This window comes from Acinetobacter sp. P1(2023) (assembly GCF_028367635.1).
Taxonomy (GTDB): domain Bacteria; phylum Pseudomonadota; class Gammaproteobacteria; order Pseudomonadales; family Moraxellaceae; genus Acinetobacter; species Acinetobacter pittii_E.
On sequence record NZ_JAQNDD010000003.1, the window covers coordinates 77,167 to 95,148 of the forward strand.

The window sequence follows — 17,982 nt, forward strand, 5'->3', positions numbered from 1 at the left end:
GACAAATAAAAAAGCCACAATATTGTGGCTTTTTTATTTAAGACGGATTCAAATTAAGCTTGTTGAATACCAGCAACGACCCAGTCTTGCTGAGAACCAACTGGCTTAACAAAGTGCCAGATTTCAGTAAACGGTTGTGGCAAGCTGTTTAAATCTTCACTTACTGTACCAGTGAAGCGTACGCTTACTACGTATTGACCATTTTCAGTCGCACTGTCTACAACCATCGCATTCAAGTTACTAAATTCAGCAACGTCTTGATCTTGGTTTTCCATAATGTCGTTATACATAGAACTATAAAGTTCTGGTGTTAAGTAACGGCGAATTTCTTCAATGTTACTTGCAGTATTCATCGACTGGATGTGATTAAAACGTTGACGTGCAATACGTAAGAACGCAGCAGGCTCAGTACCATCTGGAAGTTGATTGCCATTGCTCGTTGTTGCACCACCAAAAGGCGCTTGGGTTGCTGCACCGCCACCCACAGATTGACCAAAGATATTTGTATTATCTCCAGCATTACGTGGAGCAGCTTGTGGTGCAGCAGAACGGCCAAATGGGTTTTGACCGTCATTATTTGGTGCGTAAGGGTTGTTACCCGCTAATTTTTTTTTTGATCCCAATTTACGGAATACAAAGAAAGCGAGAGCTGCGGCAAGTAAGACCCAAATCCAGCCAGGGATTCCGCCTTTTTTCTCTTCTTGGGCTTGAGCAGCTTGTTCATTTCCAGGTTGTGTTGCTTGCTGTTCAGTTGATGTTGATTTGTCATCAGCTAAAGCATTTGCTGCAACAGCACCTACGGCAGCACCAGCCACACCAGCTGCAACCATTGAACCTACGCCTGGACCTGATCTTTGAGGTGCCGTAGCAGGTTGTTGAGCAGGAGTCACTTGACGAGGTTGTTGATAAGACTGGCTTGAAGTAGTAGAACGTGCCATACCGTGGCTTTTACCACCACCTGCACGTTTAGCTTCAGCAAGAGGAGAAATTGCTAAAGCAGCCATTAAAATACCGGTAATCAAGCCACGCTGGTGTACTTCCATAGGAAATTCCTGTTTAAAGTTAATTTGTAATAGTATTTATGCAGGTATTTACTCTAAATTTCAACCTTAAAAGTATGTTTTTTTATGTCAATTCATCACTGAGTTGCATCGCTTCGGTCAACGCTTCATGCAAGCGGGCAACGGCAATGACTTGAACGCCCGGAATTGCTTTTTGAGGGGCGTTTCCTCTTGGTAAAATGACATATTTAAATCCATGTTTTGCAGCTTCTTTTAAACGCTCTTGTCCGTTAGGAACTGGGCGAATTTCACCAGAAAGACCAACTTCACCAAAAACTGCAAGCTGTTGAGGCAACGCTTTAGTGCGCAAACTTGAAGCACATGCGAGTAAGACAGCCAAGTCAGAACCTGTTTCAGTAATTTTTAAGCCTCCTACAATGTTGACATAAACGTCTTGTCCAGTGGTTTGAACACCGCCATGACGATGCATTACAGCCAGCAGCATATTTAAACGGTTTTGCTCAAGACCCAAAGCAACACGTCGTGGTTGTCCTTGAGCATCATCAACTAACGCTTGTACTTCAACTAAAAGCGGGCGAGTTCCTTCACGGCTAATCATAACAATTGAACCGGGAATCGCTTCATCATATCGACTTAAGAAAATGGCAGAAGGGTTGGCAACTTCACGTAGGCCTTTATCAGTCATGCCAAATACACCAAGTTCGTTCACTGCACCAAAACGGTTTTTAACAGCACGAATCATGCGATAACGAGAGTCTGATTGGCCCTCAAAGTAAAGTACGCAGTCCACCATATGTTCTAAAACACGTGGGCCGGCTAGTGCACCTTCTTTAGTCACATGACCAACAATAAAGAGTGCCGTGCCACTATTTTTTGCATAGCGGGTTAATAAAGCAGCAGATTCACGAATTTGTGAAACACCACCCGGAGCAGATTGGAGGGTTTCTGTATAAAGTGTTTGAATCGAATCTAGAATAGCCACTACAGGTTTTTCTTGTTCTAAAACTTCGCAAATTCGTTCTACACAGGTTTCCGCCATGACTTTTAATTGGTCAGTAGGTAAGTCAAGACGTTGAGCGCGAAGTGCAACCTGAGACAAAGATTCTTCACCGGTAATATAAAGTGCAGAGCTTTTTGCGCTTGCCATATGAGTTGCGGTTTGCAAAAGAATGGTCGATTTACCAATACCAGGGTCACCACCAATCAGCACAACAGAACCTGTCACCAAACCGCCACCAAGTACACGGTCAAATTCGCTAATCCCTGTAGGTAAGCGGGTTTCATGCGAAACTGAAACTTTATTTAATGTTGTAATATTCGCGACTTGACCGGCATAGCCTCCAATTTTTGGACGTGCACGGTGAGCAGTGGTCGGCTCAAGTTTGACTTCAGTCAGAGAATTCCATTCACCACACTCTGAGCATTGACCAGCCCATTTAAGATGATCGGCCCCACATTGCTCGCAACGGTAAACAGTTTTGACTTTGCTCATATTTGATTCAGTTGAAAACTTCTTAATTAATAGTAGAAACGGAGTATAACAAAACCAAAATAGAGAATCAGTTTTGATGTGGAATACATTTTGCTTAATTTAAAACAACGTAAAAATCAGGTCTTTGTCATGTGTTAACTAATCTAAAAGATTAAGATCGAGCAGGGTATTTTTTAATAAACAGATGAAGGACTGAAATGAAATTGAAAATTAGAGAAACAATCAAATTGAGTTGTCTTTTTAATTTAAAAATCAGACCAGTTCAAGTCATGTTTTTAGACCGTAAAGTGCGTTGTATTGCTATGGGCTTGTGCGTATTATCAGATTTAATTGTATGTAGCTTGAAATCATCAGCAATACAGATAAAAATCGGTTAGCTGAAAAATTGTCAAAAAATATACATTTAAAAGATACCTGCAAATGGTGCGATATCGTCTTTTTGATTTTAGCTAACGGACTAAAAAAAATTACTGGAGTGTATTAATAAGATGTCGAATCAAAATCTGAGTGAGTCTCATGAACATGGTGAGCTCCATCGTAGCCTCTCAAATCGGCATTTACAGCTGATCGCGATTGGTGGTGCAATTGGTACAGGATTGTTTATGGGATCAGGCAAAACAATTAGTCTTGCTGGCCCATCGATCTTATTCATTTATCTAATTATTGGTGTGATGGTGTTTTTTGTCATGCGTGCGCTTGGCGAATTACTTCTTTCAAATCTTGAATATAAATCATTTATTGACTTCTCTACAGATTTAATTGGTCCATGGGCCGGTTACTTTGTGGGATGGACCTATTGGCTGTGTTGGATCACGATTGGTATTGCTGACCTCTCTGCAATTATCTATTACTTACAGTTCTTCAATAATGGTCTGCCTTTCACACCTGTTGAGGGGGCGATGATCAGTGTTGCTGCCATTGTATTTATTATGGGTTTAAACCTGTTAACTGTACGTCTATTTGGTGAATTAGAGTTCTGGTTTGCGCTCATTAAGATTCTTGCGATTATTATTTTAATCGCTGTGGGTCTATGGATGATTTTTACAGGCTTTACTTCGACTACAGGTGAAGTTGCTTCATTTACTCATCTATGGGCAAATGGTGGTTTCTTCCCAACAGGCGTGCATGGCTTCTTGGCAGGCTTCCAAATCGCAATCTTTGCCTTCGTTGGTGTAGAACTTGTGGGAACAACAGCTGCCGAAACGAAAGATCCAGCACGTAACTTACCAAAAGCAATTAACTCAATTCCAATTCGTATCATTATTTTCTACGTATTGGCATTGTTGATTGTAATGTCAGTAACACCATGGAATAAAATTGATCCTGCAATCAGCCCGTTTGTAAACTTGTTCAGTCAAGCAGGGGTGGCAGCAGCAGCAATTTTGATGAACTTGGTGGTGTTGTCATCAGTGATGTCATCAATGAACAGTGGCGTGTTTTCGACAAGCCGTATGTTATTTGGTTTATCTCGTGAAGATCAGGGACCAAAAGCTTTTGGTAAATTGAACAGACGTGCAGTACCTGCAAATGCATTGTATTTCTCTGCTGCGTGTTTATTGTTAGGTGCAGCATTACAGTATTTTGTACCAAATACTGTTGAAGCATTTACGCTCGCAACAACACTTTCAACGATTTTGTTCATTTGCGTGTGGTTACTCATTATCTGGAGTTATATCCGTTACTACACGACGCGTCCTGAGCTACATGCAAAATCAACATTTAAATTACCGGGTGGTCTATTTACATGTTGGATCACGATTATTTTCTTTATTGGCATGATTTACGTGTTGTCTTTAGAACCAGATACGTTCAAAGCACTTAAAGTCAGCCCAATTTGGTTTCTTATCTTGATCATTGGTTATTTCTTCTTCTATAAACCGCGTCATAAAAAGTAATTAAATTTATTTGGTTATGATCAAACGCTGGCTGAAAAGCTGGCGTTTTTTATGCATATTGTTTTTCTCTTTAAGTTTACTCTTTAGCCGCCTGCATGATCACGGTATACTGCATCGAATTGTTTAAATCAGGTGCTCAGATGCGTCGTGTCATTTGCCTCATCAGTTTATTGAGCAGCAGTATTTTGCTAAGCGCTTGTGGTCAGTCAGGAGCATTACAGCTACCTTCTGATCCGAATTATGACAAACGTGCGAAATACTTGCTCTATCGTAATAAAGAACAGAAACAAGTTGTGCAACAGGATGAACAAGCTGAACAGTCAGTTGAAGCATCAGCCCCAACCCAAACAACATCACCTTAAGCTTTGAAATAAGGACACATTCATGAGTTTCACTCGCATTAATGGAGTATTGCATGCAGAGCAATGTTCTATGGAGCAGCTTGCGCAGCAATTTGGCACACCTTTGTATGTTTATTCAAAAGCAGCTTTTGAAAAACATTACTTAGATATGGACCGTGCTTTTGATTTTATTGATCATCAAATCTGTTTTGCGGTGAAATCTAACTCAAATTTAGCTGTTTTGAATGTATTGGCAAAACTTGGTGCTGGCTTTGATATCGTATCGGGTGGGGAACTAGCACGTGTTCTAAAAGCGGGTGGAGATGCATCTAAAGTTGTTTTTTCTGGTTTAGGTAAAACCGAAGCCGATATCGAAACATCGTTAAATGTAGGTATTGCTTGCTTTAATGTAGAGTCTTATGCAGAGCTGGACCGTCTGCAAAAAGTCGCAGCTCGTCTAGGCAAAAAAGCGCCGATTTCTTTACGTGTAAATCCAGACGTAGATGCAAAAACTCATCCTTATATTTCAACAGGTTTAAAAGAAAATAAATTTGGTATTCCAAGTGATACCGTTTATGAAACCTATCAATATGCTGCATCTTTACCAAATCTTGAAATCATTGGTATTGACTGCCACATCGGTTCGCAATTGACCGAGACCAAACCATTCGTTGATGCTTTAGATCGTGTCATGGTAATGATCGAAGAATTGAAAAAGCTTGGTATCAATCTTAAACATATTGATATCGGTGGTGGTTTAGGTGTTTGTTATAAAGATGAAACACCACCAAGTGTCGAAGAATATGCCAACTCAATGAAACCTGCTTTAGAAAAGCTAGGTCTCAAGGTTTATATGGAACCGGGCCGTAGCATTAGTGCAAATGCAGGAGCACTTTTAACAAAAGTTGATTTGCTCAAGCCAACGAGCCACCGTAATTTTGCCATTATTGATGCAGCAATGAATGATTTAATTCGTCCTGCATTATATGAAGCTTGGATGGATATCCAACCTGTAGTGCCAAGTTCAGATGCTGAAGAAAAAACTTGGGATTTGGTGGGTGCAATTTGTGAGACAGGCGACTTTATCGGTAAAGATCGCTCATTGGCTTTAAAAGAAAATGACTTGTTAGCTGTTCTCGGTGCTGGCGCTTATGGTTTTGTCATGAGTTCAAATTACAACACACGTGGACGTGCTGCAGAAGTGATGGTGTCTGGCGACAAAGCTCATTTAATTCGTGAGCGTGAAACGGTTGAGTCGCTTTGGGAAAAAGAAAGATTGTTGCCTGAGGAGTAAATGAAATGTTGTTAGAATTTACTAAAATGCATGGGCTAGGCAATGACTTTATGGTGGTTGATCTGATCAGCCAACGTGCCTATTTGGATACAGAAACAATTCAACGCTTAGCTGACCGTCATTTTGGCATCGGTTTTGATCAACTTTTAATTGTTGAACCACCAGATTTACCGGAAGCAGATTTTAAATATCGTATTTTTAATGCAGACGGTTCTGAAGTTGAACAATGTGGTAACGGTGTACGTTGTTTTGCTCGCTTTGTACATGAGCGTCATTTAACAACAAAAACGAGTATTACTGTTCAAACCAAAGCAGGGATTGTAAAACCTGAACTGGGGCAAAATGGTTGGGTTCGTGTGAATATGGGCTATCCGAAATTTTTGCCGAATGAAATTCCATTCATTGCTGAACAACCAGAAGCTTTATACACACTTGAGTTAGCCAACGACCAAAACATCAGTATTGATGTGGTCAATATGGGTAATCCTCATGCTGTCACTATTGTTCCAGATGTATTAACTGCAGATGTTGCTGGTATTGGTCCACAAGTTGAGTCACATAAACGTTTCCCTGAACGTGTGAATGCTGGTTTCATGCAAATTATTGATGAAAAACATGTGCGTTTACGTGTATTTGAACGTGGTGTAGGTGAAACCCTTGCATGTGGTACAGGCGCTTGTGCTGCTGCGGTCAGTGGTATGCGCCGTGGTTTACTTGCTAACTCAGTTGAAGTTGAACTGGCTGGTGGTAAGTTACAAATCGAATGGCAAGAAGGTGATGTGGTCTGGATGACTGGTCCAACAACTCATGTTTACGATGGACGTTTGGATCTACGTTATTTCCAAGGTTAATCGCATTACCTAAAAAGAAGCCTCTTTTCATCAGTTAAAGTGATAAAAGAGGCTTTCTTTTATATGTACAATAATTTTTTAATTTTATTACTTTATAAAAATATGAATAATTTAATTTTCTTACCTGGTGCATCAGGCAGTACGACATTTTGGCATCCCTTAATTGAAAAATTACCTCCGCATTACAAGACAAAAATTATTGGTTACCCCGGTTTTGGAGATACACCAGAATCTCTTGAGGTCAAAAGTTTTGAAGGCCTAAAAAACTATGTTCTTAATCAAATTAATGAAGAATCTGTAATTATTGCGCAATCTATGGGTGGTATTTTTGCTGTTGCGGCAGCGTTACAAAAACCTCAACTGGTGAAAGGGCTGGTTTTGATTGCAACTTCTGGTGGAATCGACCTTGAAAGATTTAATGTGCAAGACTGGCGAGAAGCATATCGCCAAGCATTTTTAAAATATCCAGATTGGTTTATTACTACCAATGCCAACTACGAAGAGTGTTTGTCAGATATAAGCATTGAAACTTTATTAATCTGGGGCGATAACGATCCAGTGAGCCCCGTTCAGGTGGGGCAATATTTAAATCAAAAGTTTGAAAAATCGACGTTATATGTTGTGAAAGGTGGGGATCATCAATTAGCAGAAAAACATGCCGATGAAGTTGAAGGGCAAATAAAAGACTATTTAAAAAAGTTGAAGTAATTCTTTAAGGTATAAAAAGCGTGCTGACATATAGCACGCTTTTAAAAATTTACCTTTTACTCAAAGCCAATTTCAACGCAAACAATACAAAAATACTGCCAGTAATTCGGTCCATATATTTCACAAATTTAGGTTGCTTTAGATAACGTGACAGTGGCTGCATGGCTAAAATTAATAAAATTGACCATACTATTCCAATCACCACATGAATCATTACCAGTCCCATCACCCAAGTCACAGCCGATGCTTGCGGCGGAATAAATTGTGGAAGAAATGAGATATAAAAAATTCCGACTTTCGGATTAAGTAAATTACCCAAAAAACCTTTAATGAACCAATTCTCTGAAGTAGAGCGATTTGAATGACTTTCTTGTGTGTCTGCAAGTTGGCTTCGGGGTTTTAAAATCATATTTAAACCTAGCCACGCGAGATATGCTGCTCCCATCCATTTCAGAATATTAAAAGCTAAATCAGATGCCATGAGTAAAGCACCTAAACCACAAGCCACCACAATTCCCCATGCAATACAGCCAAGACTAATACCTACTGCTGCTTGAAATGCTTTCGATTTACCTTCAAGTGTAGCGGTGCGAATAATTAAAGTCGTATCCAGACCAGGAGTAAGCGTAAGTAATGTAATCGCAATTAAGTAAGGAATGAGTATGGTGGTCATGACAGCAGATTTCCGACAAATACTTGAGGTGAATTGTAATATATAAGGTCATTAATCGTTATGCTGTGTGCTATCAAATTTTCCTGATTCAATAGTTTTTGATACACTCAAAAAAATGAGTAAATAAATGGAGAGTAATTTGGATTTTGCATTACAACTGCTCTCGATGTGGTTAAAAGAAAGAAAAATTCAGAACCAGTCTGAGCATACAATTACGGCTTATGAAAGAGATGTGAAAAGCTTTATTGAGTTCTGTGAACAAAAACAACTAGATTTAAGAAATATTGAAGCTTCAGATTTAAGAGAGTATTTGGCCCAGCGTGTTGAGCAGGATCAGTTAAGTTCAAGCAGTATGCAACGTCATCTCACCTCAATTCGTCAGTTCATGAAATGGGCGGAACAAGGTAAATATTTAGAAATTAATCCGACTGACGATTTTAAATTAAAACGTCAACCTAGACCTTTGCCGGGTATGATCGACATAGAAACAGTCAATCAAATTTTAGATCAACCTATGCCTGAAAAACCTGTTGATCAGCAATTATGGTTGCGAGATAAAGCCATGCTCGAGTTACTTTACTCAAGTGGTTTACGTCTGGCTGAATTGCAGGGTTTAACAGTTAAAGATGTAGATTTTAATCGTCAACTGGTACGTATTACAGGTAAAGGAAATAAGACCCGTATTGTACCTTTTGGAAAAAAGGCAAAAGAAAGCCTATTGAATTGGTTGAAAGTTTACAAAATTTGGAAAGGGTATTTCGATCAAAACGATTCTGTCTTTATTTCTTTACGAGGCGGAGTGCTCACCCCAAGGCAAATCGAAAAAAGAGTAAAGCTTCAGGCTCAACGGGCTGGTGTAAATGTCGATTTACATCCCCATTTATTGAGACATTGTTTTGCTAGCCATATGCTATCAAGTAGCGGTGATTTGCGTTCAGTACAAGAAATGCTAGGTCATAGTAATTTATCTACGACACAAATTTATACTCATATTGATTTCGATCATTTGGCGCAAGTTTATGATCAAGCCCATCCAAGGGCACATAAAAACTAAAAGTTAAAAAATAGACCGAATAAAAAGATAATTAAATTGAGAAGTTTTAGAGGAATGTAGAGATCATTTGTCTTTTTTTACAAATTTGTTTAATAGAAATAGCTAAAACAGCCTAATTGACCATTTTGATCTTTGCATATTTTGTCGACGACTGAGTCTAAAAAACCTCGAATTTAAGGTTTTTAAACGTAATCTTATGTTTCTAGCTAATATGCTAAATAAGATAAAAAGATAATAAAAATCAATGTATAAAATAGAGTTTAAAAAGAATAAAATAGCTTTTAATAGTAGTCTAAATTTTTTTTATGAACTGATGATTTCATTTTTTTTGTACTGTTCCAGAAAATTGTGACTTGACCGAAATGCCAAACACATTGCAAGATAGGGTACCTAAAAAATTTTAATTGAAGAGTTAATATACTTTTCTCAACATTTACTTTTGCTAGAACAGCCGAGGATTACATGAAGGCTCTTGTTGCTGTAAAACGCGTGGTTGATGCCAACGTTAAAGTTCGTGTTAAGCCGGACAATAGTGGGGTTGACCTTACCAACGTAAAAATGTCAATTAACCCATTTTGTGAAATCGCAGTGGAAGAAGCGGTTCGCTTAAAAGAAAAAGGAACAGTATCAGAAATCGTTGTTGTTTCTGTAGGTCCTAAAGAAGCTCAAGAACAAATCCGTTCTGCAATGGCTTTAGGCGCAGACCGCGGTATTTTAGTTGAAACTACTGATGAAATTGGCGCTTTAGAAGTTGCTAAAATTTTAAAAGGTGTTGTTGATGCTGAAAAACCAGAACTTATCCTTCTTGGTAAACAAGCAATTGATGATGACTCTAACCAAGTAGGTCAAATGCTTGGTGCTTTACTAGGTGCTGGTCAAGGTACATTCGCTTCTGAAGTGAAAGTTGATGGCGGTAAAGTACAAGTAACTCGTGAAGTTGACGGTGGTTTACAAACTGTTGAACTTACACTTCCTGCAATCATCACAACTGACTTGCGTCTGAACGAGCCACGTTATGCAGCATTGCCTAACATCATGAAAGCTCGTAAGAAGCCACTTGATACTAAATCTCCTGCTGATTATGGCGTTACAGCTGGTACTAAGCTTAAAACTGTTAAAGTTGAAGCTCCTGCAGAACGTAAAGCTGGCGTACAAGTGAAATCTGTAGATGAGCTTGTTGAAAAATTGAAAAATGAAGCGAAAGTGATCTAATACGGAAGGATAAAATCATGAGTATTTTAGTTATCGCTGACCACAACAACCAAGTACTTAACGGTGCTACTTTAAACGTTGTTGCTGCAGCACAAAAAATCGGTGGTGATATTACTGTATTAGTTGCTGGTTCTGGTGCTCAAGCAGTTGCTGATGCTGCTGCTAAAGTTGCTGGTGTAAGCAAAGTTTTACTTGCTGACAACGCTGCTTATGCAAACCAATTAGCTGAAAACGTAGCTGGCTTAGTTGCTGACTTGGCTAAAGGTTACAAATACGTATTAGCTGCTTCTACAACAACTGGTAAGAACATTCTTCCACGTGTTGCTGCTCTTCTTGATGTAAGCATGATCACAGATATTATTTCTGTTGAATCTGCAAACACATTCAAGCGTCCTATCTACGCTGGTAACGCGATTGCAACTGTTCAATCTGACGAAGCAATCATTGTTGGTACTGTTCGTGGTACAGCATTTGATCCAGTTGCTGCGGAAGGTGGTTCAGCTGCGGTTGAAACAGTTGGTGAAGTAAAAGATGCAGGTATTTCTAACTTTGTATCTGAAGAAATCGTTAAACTTGACCGTCCAGAATTAACTGCAGCGCGCATCGTAGTTTCTGGTGGTCGTGGTGTAGGTTCTGGTGAGAACTACCATAAAGTACTTGACCCATTAGCTGACAAGCTTGGTGCAGCACAAGGTGCTTCACGTGCAGCAGTTGATGCGGGCTTCGTACCTAACGACTTCCAAGTGGGTCAAACTGGTAAAATCGTTGCGCCTGATCTTTACGTTGCTGTAGGTATCTCTGGTGCGATCCAGCATTTAGCTGGTATGAAAGACTCTAAAGTTATTGTTGCAATCAACAAAGACGAAGAAGCGCCAATCAACAGTGTTGCTGACTACTGGTTAGTTGGTGATTTGAACACTGTAGTACCTGAATTGGTATCTAAACTTTAATCTTTATCGATTAAAGCTAAAAAACCCTTAGTTTTTACTAGGGGTTTTTTTATTGTGGGTAGTGTCCTGAAATATATAAGTGAGACTTTTAGCTCATTTGAGGTTTGATTTTTATAGAATAAAAATCACATAGTTTTACGAACACGAGAAGATGCTCGTTATATCGATATGATAAGAATAATATGCAATTAAATTATACAAATATCACTAGATTGGCAGTGTAGATTCCGCACATTACACAGTGCTTTTATGCTATAGTATACAGCTATATTTTTTTCGATTTTAGTTCAGTTTCCGGAACTAAATTTTTTGCAAGATCAAGACATATAAGCAGATGGAAATTTCTATCTGTAAGAAGGAGTATGCATGAGCGTATCGGAAATCCGACCGATTGCCATTGAGGACGAACTCAAGCATTCATATTTAGATTACGCGATGAGTGTAATCGTATCTCGTGCATTGCCGGATGTGAGAGACGGTCTTAAACCTGTTCACCGTCGTGTGCTATATGCCATGCACGAATTGGGCAATGACTATAACAAAGCCTACAAGAAATCTGCACGTGTTGTTGGGGACGTAATCGGTAAATATCACCCTCATGGTGACTCAGCTGTTTATGAAACCATTGTACGTATGGCTCAGGACTTTAGCTTACGTTATTTATTGGTAGATGGTCAGGGTAACTTCGGTTCGATTGATGGTGATAGTGCAGCTGCGATGCGTTATACCGAAGTCCGTATGACTAAGCTTGCACACGAGCTTCTTGCAGATCTAGAAAAAGACACGGTTGATTGGGAAGACAACTACGACGGCTCTGAGCGTATTCCTCAGGTACTTCCGACACGTGTTCCAAACTTGTTAATTAATGGTGCTGCTGGTATTGCCGTTGGTATGGCAACTAACATGGCACCACACAACATGACAGAAGTTGTGAATGCATGTTTGGCCTATGCTGATAATCCGAATATCTCGATTGAAGGATTGATGGAATACATTACTGGTCCTGACTTCCCTACAGGCGGTATTATTTACGGTAAATCAGGCATTGTTGATGCCTACCGTACAGGTAAAGGTCGTTTACACATTCGTGGTAAGTACCATTTCGAAGAAGATGAAAAGACAGGTCGCACAACCATCGTCTTTACTGAAATTCCATATCAAGTAAACAAAGCAAGAGTTATTGAGCGTATTGCCGAGTTAGTGAAAGAGAAAAAACTTGAAGGTATTTCAGAACTTCGTGATGAATCTGACAAAGAAGGTATGCGTATTGCAATTGACTTAAAGCGTGGCGAAAACGCTGAAGTCGTTGTAAATAACTTATTCTTAAATACCCAGCTTGAAAACTCATTCAGCATCAACATGGTTTGTCTAGACAATGGACAACCAAAATTGATGAATCTGAAAGATATTATTGCGGCATTTATTCGTCACCGCCAAGAAGTTGTGACACGCCGTACTATGTTCGAACTGCGTAAAGCACGTGAACGTGGCCATATCTTAGAAGGCTTGACAGTTGCCTTAGCCAATATTGATGAGATTATTGAAACCATCAAAACTTCTGCTAACCCTGCTGAAGCGCGTGAACGTTTACTTGCGGGTGAGTGGGCAGGTGGTGGTGTTGTTTCATTACTTGAAAAAGCGGGTGCTATTTCTGTTCGTCCAGATGAAATCGAAGGTGAAAACCCAGATCGTCCATTTGGTTTAACTGAGTCGATTTACCGTTTATCGCCAACACAAGTAGGTGCAATTTTAGAATTACGCTTACATCGCTTAACTGGTCTTGAACAAGACAAATTACATGCAGAATATACTGAAATTTTAGGTCAAATTGCTGAACTTACGGCAATTTTAAATGATTTCAATTTATTGATGGCTGTAATTCGTGAAGAGTTAGCACTTGTACTACAACAGTATGGTGATGGACGTCGCACTGAAATTATTGAATCACGTATTGATTTTAGCCGTGAAGATTTAATTCCTGAAGAGCAAGTTGTATTAACGGTTTCACAAACAGGTTATGCAAAAACTCAACCACTTTCAGACTATCAGGCTCAGCGCCGTGGTGGACGTGGTAAGTCTGCAACTTCAATGAAAGATGATGACTTTATTCAACATCTGATTGTAGCTTCAAACCATGCGACTGTGCTTTGCTTTACCAATGTAGGTAAAGTATATCGTCTTCGTGTGTTTGAAGTGCCTCAAGCATCACGTGGTGCCAAAGGCCGTCCAATTGTGAACTTGTTACCTTTAGATGCGAATGAAACAGTAACAGCTATCTTGCCGTTAACTGAGTTCCCGGAAAACCATTACGTATTTATGGCGACAGCGTCAGGTACGGTTAAACGTGTTGATTTAGAGCAATTCGCTAATATCCGTTCAAATGGTTTACGCGCAATTGAACTCAATGAAGAAGATACCTTAATTGGTGTTGCGATTACTGATGGTAATCAGCAAATCATGTTGTTCTCGAACGAAGGTAAGGCAATTCGTTTTGCTGAGACTGATGTGCGTGCAATGGGTCGTACCGCGAAAGGTGTTCGTGGTATGCGTGTAAGCTTTGCAAGCAGTATCTTAAGCGAAGAAGATGCGGAAGTTGAAAATGATGATTCTGATGATAGTGAAGATTCAGCAGATCTAAATCTAGTAAGTCGTATCGTATCGCTTGTGGTTGTACCTGAGACAGGTGAAGTACTGTGTGCAAGTGCCAACGGTTATGGTAAGCGTACTCCTGTAAATGACTTCCCAACCAAGAAACGTGGTGGTAAGGGTGTCATTGCGATTAAGACAAGCGAACGTAACGGTGAGCTTGTTGGTGCAGTTTCTATTGATGAAACTAAAGAGTTGTTACTTATTTCTGACGGCGGTACATTAGTTCGTACTCGCGCAGCAGAAGTTGCAATGACTGGTCGTAATGCACAAGGTGTACGTCTGATTCGTTTAAGCGAAGAAGAAACTTTAGTAGGTGTTGTTTCTATTGAAGCTGTCGAAGATGAAGAAGAATTTCTCGAAGGAGAAGTTGATACTTCAGATGTAGATGGTGAAGATGCAGTTTCTACGAATGACGAAGTGTCAGAAGAGTAAGAAGAAATTAAATAAAAAAGGAAGCGTAAGCTTCCTTTTTTTTTATTTTATAAAGACGTTTTTTTAACAATCCGATAATAGGCTAAGCTTCCTAATAATAATCCAATGGTCGCAAGAAAAATCAGTTTCGGTACAACTGCCGCTAAGGGAACACCCATCTGGTTAAGTTGCACAAACATTTGTACCGCATGTGTGGAAGGTAAACACCACGCCAGCCATTGTAACCAGTCAGGCATTGCTTGATGAGGCCAAGCAGCTCCAGTGAGTAAGAATAAAGGTACTGAACTAAACACAATAATATGTCCGGCACGCTCTGGCATATCTAAAAGTGAGCCGATCAACATACCTAGTCCAATCACACAACTAATAAAAATGGGAACAGCAATGAGTAGACCAATAAAATTTCCACCGTGTGGATAGTCATTGAACCACAGAGTAAAACCGAAAAGATAAAAACAACCTAAACAGCCAATGGTCAATATACTTGCGAAAATTCCAGCAAAGCGAACAGTTGTAATTTTTTCATTTTGTTCACGGTAACTTGCAATTAGCATTGCTAAACCGAGTACAATCGTTTGATGAATAATTAACGATGCCACAGCCGGAAAAATATAACTTCCATATCCTGAAAGCGGATTAAATAGCGGCATTTGATGAATAGAAAGCGCTGGCTGGAAATGCGTGCGTTGTCCGAATTTTTCAATATATTCTTTTAATGTAGCTTCAATCGATGTGGCAAGACCTAATCCAATTTCTTTAGTTTTTAAAAAGTTGGTTGTACTTAAGTATAAGCCAATTCCACCAGTTTCACCTCGGCGTAAGCTTTGAGTTAAGTTGTTTGGTAAAAGTAAAATACCATCAGCTTTTTGCTCACGTACCATTTGTTCAGCTTGTAAAAAATTGCTTGTAACGGTCACAATATGAACATGCGGGCTATTTGCACTTTGGCCGATTAATTGAGAAGTTAAGAGGCTTTGCTCTTCATCAACAATCACAATAGGAATAGATTCTGCACGCTCAGCTTTATAGGCAGTAGGATAAAAAAAGCTATAAAGAATGACCGATAAAATCAGAGTGGTGAAAACTGAGCTATTACTTACAATATCTTTAAATGTTTGCCCATACGCCTTTAAGAATTCTTTCATTGCGTTGTCCCCTGAACTAATTTTTTAAGTAATAGACAACTTAAAAAGAAATAAATCAGGCAATAACCCAAGAGTATTAAAAAAGGAATCATGGAAATGAAAACTGGACTGCCGATTACCCATTGTTCGGTTTGCAGTTTGGCATAAGGGGTATAAGGAATAATGAGTGACCAAAACTTAGTAAAAATAGGGGCATTATTCAAAGGTAGCGTGACGCCTGCAAAACTTAAAGAAGACCCGCCATAGACTGCAATAAAGCCAAAAGTTTTACTTAAATTTTTGGTCGCAAGAATGACCGTACTGCTAATCAAAGCATAAGCAAAATAAAGTAGGAACTGTGCGCATACCAATAAACTAAGAGAACCTGCTACGAACCAGCCACGGATTTCAATTAGCCAGAACATCCATAGCCATGTCCATGCACAAAATATAAGGCTATAAAGCAGATTTTTAGCCAATAAGCCTTGAACAAAACTTTCTCGGTTTACCCATGTTATTAACGTGCCACGTTTCAGTTCTTGTCCAATAGCAAAGGCAACACAACAACATAATAATAAGTGTAATACCGCTGGAACCATGAAAGGTTCTAAATAAAATTCATAGCTCATGCTTGGGTTGTAAAGCGTTGAGATTTTGACATGCGCGGTAGGTACATCTAAATAGGGAATACTATTTGCAAGATAACTTTGATCTGCATAATCTGCTAAAGCATTGAGTGTACTGACTAGCATTGCAGAGGAAATCGTGTTCCCGACACTAAAAAAAGACTGGTTAAATGCAATGCTGATTTGAGCATCTTGAGCTTTTACAAATCGTTTTTCAGCGCCGTCTGGAATGAAAACATAACCCCATATTTTAGTTTCATTAAGTAATTGTTCAGCCTCAGTAGAGCTTGCCGTAATTGTCTTAATATCTACCGTATGATTTAAAGAAAGATATTTTTCAATATTACGGCTAAGTTCACTTTGGTCCTGATCAATAATTGCAATCGGTAAATGTTCAGCTTTACCTGCGTAAAACATGCTGCTAAACATAAAAATGATAAAAGCAGGGATAAGTGTCACCATACACAAATCCCATTTATTGCTTCTTAGATAGTTTAGTTCACGTAATATACTGGCAAACATGCTTTATTTTTCTTCTTTAATTTTAAATAGAACGCTCATGCCAACCTTTAAATCTTTGACAGGACTTTCAGGCACCAAATGTAATTTGAAGCTACGAATATCATAGCCTCCGGTTTGGCGAGTCGTTTTTATGGTGGCAAATTCACCTTCAGCATCAATATTCTTAATTTTAAAATTTACCTTCTGATTAAGAGCCGGAATGAATCCTTCAAGGGTTTTGTTTTTATAAACAGAGGCATATTGATTTTCACCGACGTTTAAACTTACCCATAAATCATCATCTTCTAAAATGCTGACAACAGGTACACCCATAGCGACTAATTCAGAAGGCTTACCGTAAGTTTTTGAAACTGTACCTGAAATCGGAGAGAGTAAGCGTGTTTCTTCCTCTAAAGCTTTTGCTTCAGCTACCGCAGCTTTTGCAATTTCAACCTGTGCATCTGCTGTAGATTTTTGCTGGCTGGTACTTCCACGTTTTGCACGAGCATATTGTTGATAAGAGGCTTCACTTAATTCTTGAGCAGAGGTCTGTGCTGCGAGCATTTCATCTCGTCTTTGACGCGAAATTACCCCTTGTCTATATAAATTTTCCCCACGTTGGTAAGTGGTTTTTGCAAGATTTGCTTGCGCTTTGGTGCTTTGCCAGTTGGCATAAAGGGTATCGATATTTTCTTGTTGAGAACCGCGATCTACCGTAGATTGAAATGCTAAAGCTGATTGTAAGGTAGCCAAGGCTTGTTGCTTTTTAGCTTCTATTTCAGGGCTAACCAAACGAACAAGTGGCTGACCTTTGGAAATTTTCTGGCCTTCTTGTACATAAATTTCTTCAATACGACTCGGAACTTTTGTACTTACGTGAATAGTTTCAGCTTCAACACGGCCTTGTAGTTCAATAGGTTTCGGCTGATAGCTTTTCCACAAACCAAAAATAATTAAACCTAATAAAGCAATGATGATCAGGCCAATAATCAGTTTGATTTTAGAATTTTTAGGAGGATTGGCGTCATTTTTATTTGTGCTTGTTTCTTGCTGATTACTAGCTTGATCATGTTTTGGAGCTTGGCTGTTTTCTGCCGTATTCGCAGCAGGAGAATCTTGTTCTGAATGAGCTGAGTCTTGATTCATTTTATACTCCCC

The 17,982-nt window shown here is 39.2% G+C and carries 15 protein-coding genes; 9 read left to right on the top strand and 6 right to left on the bottom strand.

All coding sequences use genetic code 11. The features are described 5' to 3' along the window. Positions 1-53: 53 nt before the first annotated feature. The gene (locus tag POD11_RS05445; RefSeq protein WP_016140221.1) at positions 54-1,043 is read right to left on the bottom strand and encodes a Tim44 domain-containing protein; all 990 of its coding nucleotides are present in this window, start codon (positions 1,041-1,043) and stop codon (positions 54-56) included. A gap of 82 nt (positions 1,044-1,125) precedes the next feature. Beyond that, on the bottom strand, positions 1,126-2,514 hold the full coding sequence (gene radA, locus POD11_RS05450; RefSeq protein ID WP_005073053.1) for a DNA repair protein RadA: 1,389 nt from the start codon (positions 2,512-2,514) through the stop codon (positions 1,126-1,128). A 488-nt stretch (positions 2,515-3,002) separates the two neighbouring features. Here radA and POD11_RS05455 point away from each other — a divergent pair, with 488 nt between their 5' ends. From POD11_RS05455 to POD11_RS05475, 5 genes are all read left to right on the top strand, one after another. Beyond that, entirely contained in the window at positions 3,003-4,409 is a 1,407-nt protein-coding gene (locus tag POD11_RS05455; RefSeq protein WP_016140223.1) for an amino acid permease, read from the top strand. Positions 4,410-4,549: 140 nt separating this feature from the next. Further along, on the top strand, positions 4,550-4,771 hold the full coding sequence (gene lptM / locus POD11_RS05460; protein WP_016140224.1) for an LPS translocon maturation chaperone LptM: 222 nt from the start codon (positions 4,550-4,552) through the stop codon (positions 4,769-4,771). A gap of 22 nt (positions 4,772-4,793) precedes the next feature. After that, complete coding sequence (gene lysA, locus POD11_RS05465) at positions 4,794-6,044, top strand: diaminopimelate decarboxylase (protein WP_239975137.1); 1,251 nt, start codon at positions 4,794-4,796, stop codon at positions 6,042-6,044. A gap of 5 nt (positions 6,045-6,049) precedes the next feature. Next, positions 6,050-6,895 (top strand): diaminopimelate epimerase, encoded by an 846-nt coding sequence (gene dapF, locus POD11_RS05470; RefSeq protein WP_016140226.1) that lies wholly within the window; start codon positions 6,050-6,052, stop codon positions 6,893-6,895. 102 nt (positions 6,896-6,997) lie between these two features. Then, on the top strand, positions 6,998-7,603 hold the full coding sequence (locus POD11_RS05475; protein ID WP_262456777.1) for an alpha/beta fold hydrolase: 606 nt from the start codon (positions 6,998-7,000) through the stop codon (positions 7,601-7,603). Positions 7,604-7,652: 49 nt separating this feature from the next. On the opposite strand, the gene POD11_RS05480 is transcribed toward POD11_RS05475, so the two are convergent. After that, the gene (locus tag POD11_RS05480; protein WP_262456653.1) at positions 7,653-8,276 is read right to left on the bottom strand and encodes a LysE family translocator; all 624 of its coding nucleotides are present in this window, start codon (positions 8,274-8,276) and stop codon (positions 7,653-7,655) included. 166 nt (positions 8,277-8,442) lie between these two features. Between POD11_RS05480 and xerA the strand changes: the two genes are divergently transcribed. From xerA to gyrA, 4 genes are all read left to right on the top strand, one after another. Further along, positions 8,443-9,330 (top strand): site-specific tyrosine recombinase/integron integrase, encoded by an 888-nt coding sequence (gene xerA, locus POD11_RS05485; RefSeq protein ID WP_262456778.1) that lies wholly within the window; start codon positions 8,443-8,445, stop codon positions 9,328-9,330. A gap of 462 nt (positions 9,331-9,792) precedes the next feature. Further along, complete coding sequence (locus POD11_RS05490; protein ID WP_016140229.1) at positions 9,793-10,542, top strand: electron transfer flavoprotein subunit beta/FixA family protein; 750 nt, start codon at positions 9,793-9,795, stop codon at positions 10,540-10,542. Positions 10,543-10,559: 17 nt separating this feature from the next. Continuing rightward, the gene (locus POD11_RS05495) at positions 10,560-11,492 is read left to right on the top strand and encodes an electron transfer flavoprotein subunit alpha/FixB family protein (RefSeq protein ID WP_081172975.1); all 933 of its coding nucleotides are present in this window, start codon (positions 10,560-10,562) and stop codon (positions 11,490-11,492) included. A gap of 366 nt (positions 11,493-11,858) precedes the next feature. Then, positions 11,859-14,573 (top strand): DNA gyrase subunit A, encoded by a 2,715-nt coding sequence (gene gyrA, locus POD11_RS05500; protein WP_262456654.1) that lies wholly within the window; start codon positions 11,859-11,861, stop codon positions 14,571-14,573. A 47-nt stretch (positions 14,574-14,620) separates the two neighbouring features. Here the strand turns inward: gyrA and POD11_RS05505 are convergent, their stop codons facing one another. Genes POD11_RS05505 through POD11_RS05515 form a run of 3 tightly spaced genes read right to left on the bottom strand, consistent with a single transcriptional unit; the run spans position 14,621 to position 17,970 of the window. Beyond that, entirely contained in the window at positions 14,621-15,718 is a 1,098-nt protein-coding gene (locus POD11_RS05505) for an A1S_2622 family ABC transporter permease subunit (protein ID WP_262456655.1), read from the bottom strand. Next, positions 15,715-16,845 carry an ABC transporter permease gene (locus POD11_RS05510; RefSeq protein ID WP_262456656.1) on the bottom strand — a complete coding sequence of 377 codons (1,131 nt, stop codon included), beginning with the start codon at positions 16,843-16,845 and terminating at the stop codon, positions 15,715-15,717. Before POD11_RS05510 ends, POD11_RS05505 begins: the two co-directional genes overlap by 4 nt. 3 nt (positions 16,846-16,848) lie before the next feature. Continuing rightward, entirely contained in the window at positions 16,849-17,970 is a 1,122-nt protein-coding gene (locus POD11_RS05515; protein WP_016140234.1) for an HlyD family secretion protein, read from the bottom strand. Positions 17,971-17,982: the final 12 nt, after the last annotated feature.

Coding starts and splice junctions, on each gene's coding strand:
- POD11_RS05475 (WP_262456777.1), top strand. CDS start 6,998: ATGAATAATTTAATTTTCTTACCTGGTGCATCAGGCAGTACGACATTT.
- POD11_RS05480 (WP_262456653.1), bottom strand. CDS start 8,276: ATGACCACCATACTCATTCCTTACTTAATTGCGATTACATTACTTACG.
- radA (WP_005073053.1), bottom strand. CDS start 2,514: ATGAGCAAAGTCAAAACTGTTTACCGTTGCGAGCAATGTGGGGCCGAT.
- POD11_RS05515 (WP_016140234.1), bottom strand. CDS start 17,970: ATGAATCAAGACTCAGCTCATTCAGAACAAGATTCTCCTGCTGCGAAT.
- POD11_RS05490 (WP_016140229.1), top strand. CDS start 9,793: ATGAAGGCTCTTGTTGCTGTAAAACGCGTGGTTGATGCCAACGTTAAA.
- POD11_RS05495 (WP_081172975.1), top strand. CDS start 10,560: ATGAGTATTTTAGTTATCGCTGACCACAACAACCAAGTACTTAACGGT.
- dapF (WP_016140226.1), top strand. CDS start 6,050: ATGTTGTTAGAATTTACTAAAATGCATGGGCTAGGCAATGACTTTATG.
- lysA (WP_239975137.1), top strand. CDS start 4,794: ATGAGTTTCACTCGCATTAATGGAGTATTGCATGCAGAGCAATGTTCT.
- POD11_RS05445 (WP_016140221.1), bottom strand. CDS start 1,043: ATGGAAGTACACCAGCGTGGCTTGATTACCGGTATTTTAATGGCTGCT.
- gyrA (WP_262456654.1), top strand. CDS start 11,859: ATGAGCGTATCGGAAATCCGACCGATTGCCATTGAGGACGAACTCAAG.
- xerA (WP_262456778.1), top strand. CDS start 8,443: ATGTGGTTAAAAGAAAGAAAAATTCAGAACCAGTCTGAGCATACAATT.
- POD11_RS05510 (WP_262456656.1), bottom strand. CDS start 16,845: ATGTTTGCCAGTATATTACGTGAACTAAACTATCTAAGAAGCAATAAA.
- lptM (WP_016140224.1), top strand. CDS start 4,550: ATGCGTCGTGTCATTTGCCTCATCAGTTTATTGAGCAGCAGTATTTTG.
- POD11_RS05455 (WP_016140223.1), top strand. CDS start 3,003: ATGTCGAATCAAAATCTGAGTGAGTCTCATGAACATGGTGAGCTCCAT.
- POD11_RS05505 (WP_262456655.1), bottom strand. CDS start 15,718: ATGAAAGAATTCTTAAAGGCGTATGGGCAAACATTTAAAGATATTGTA.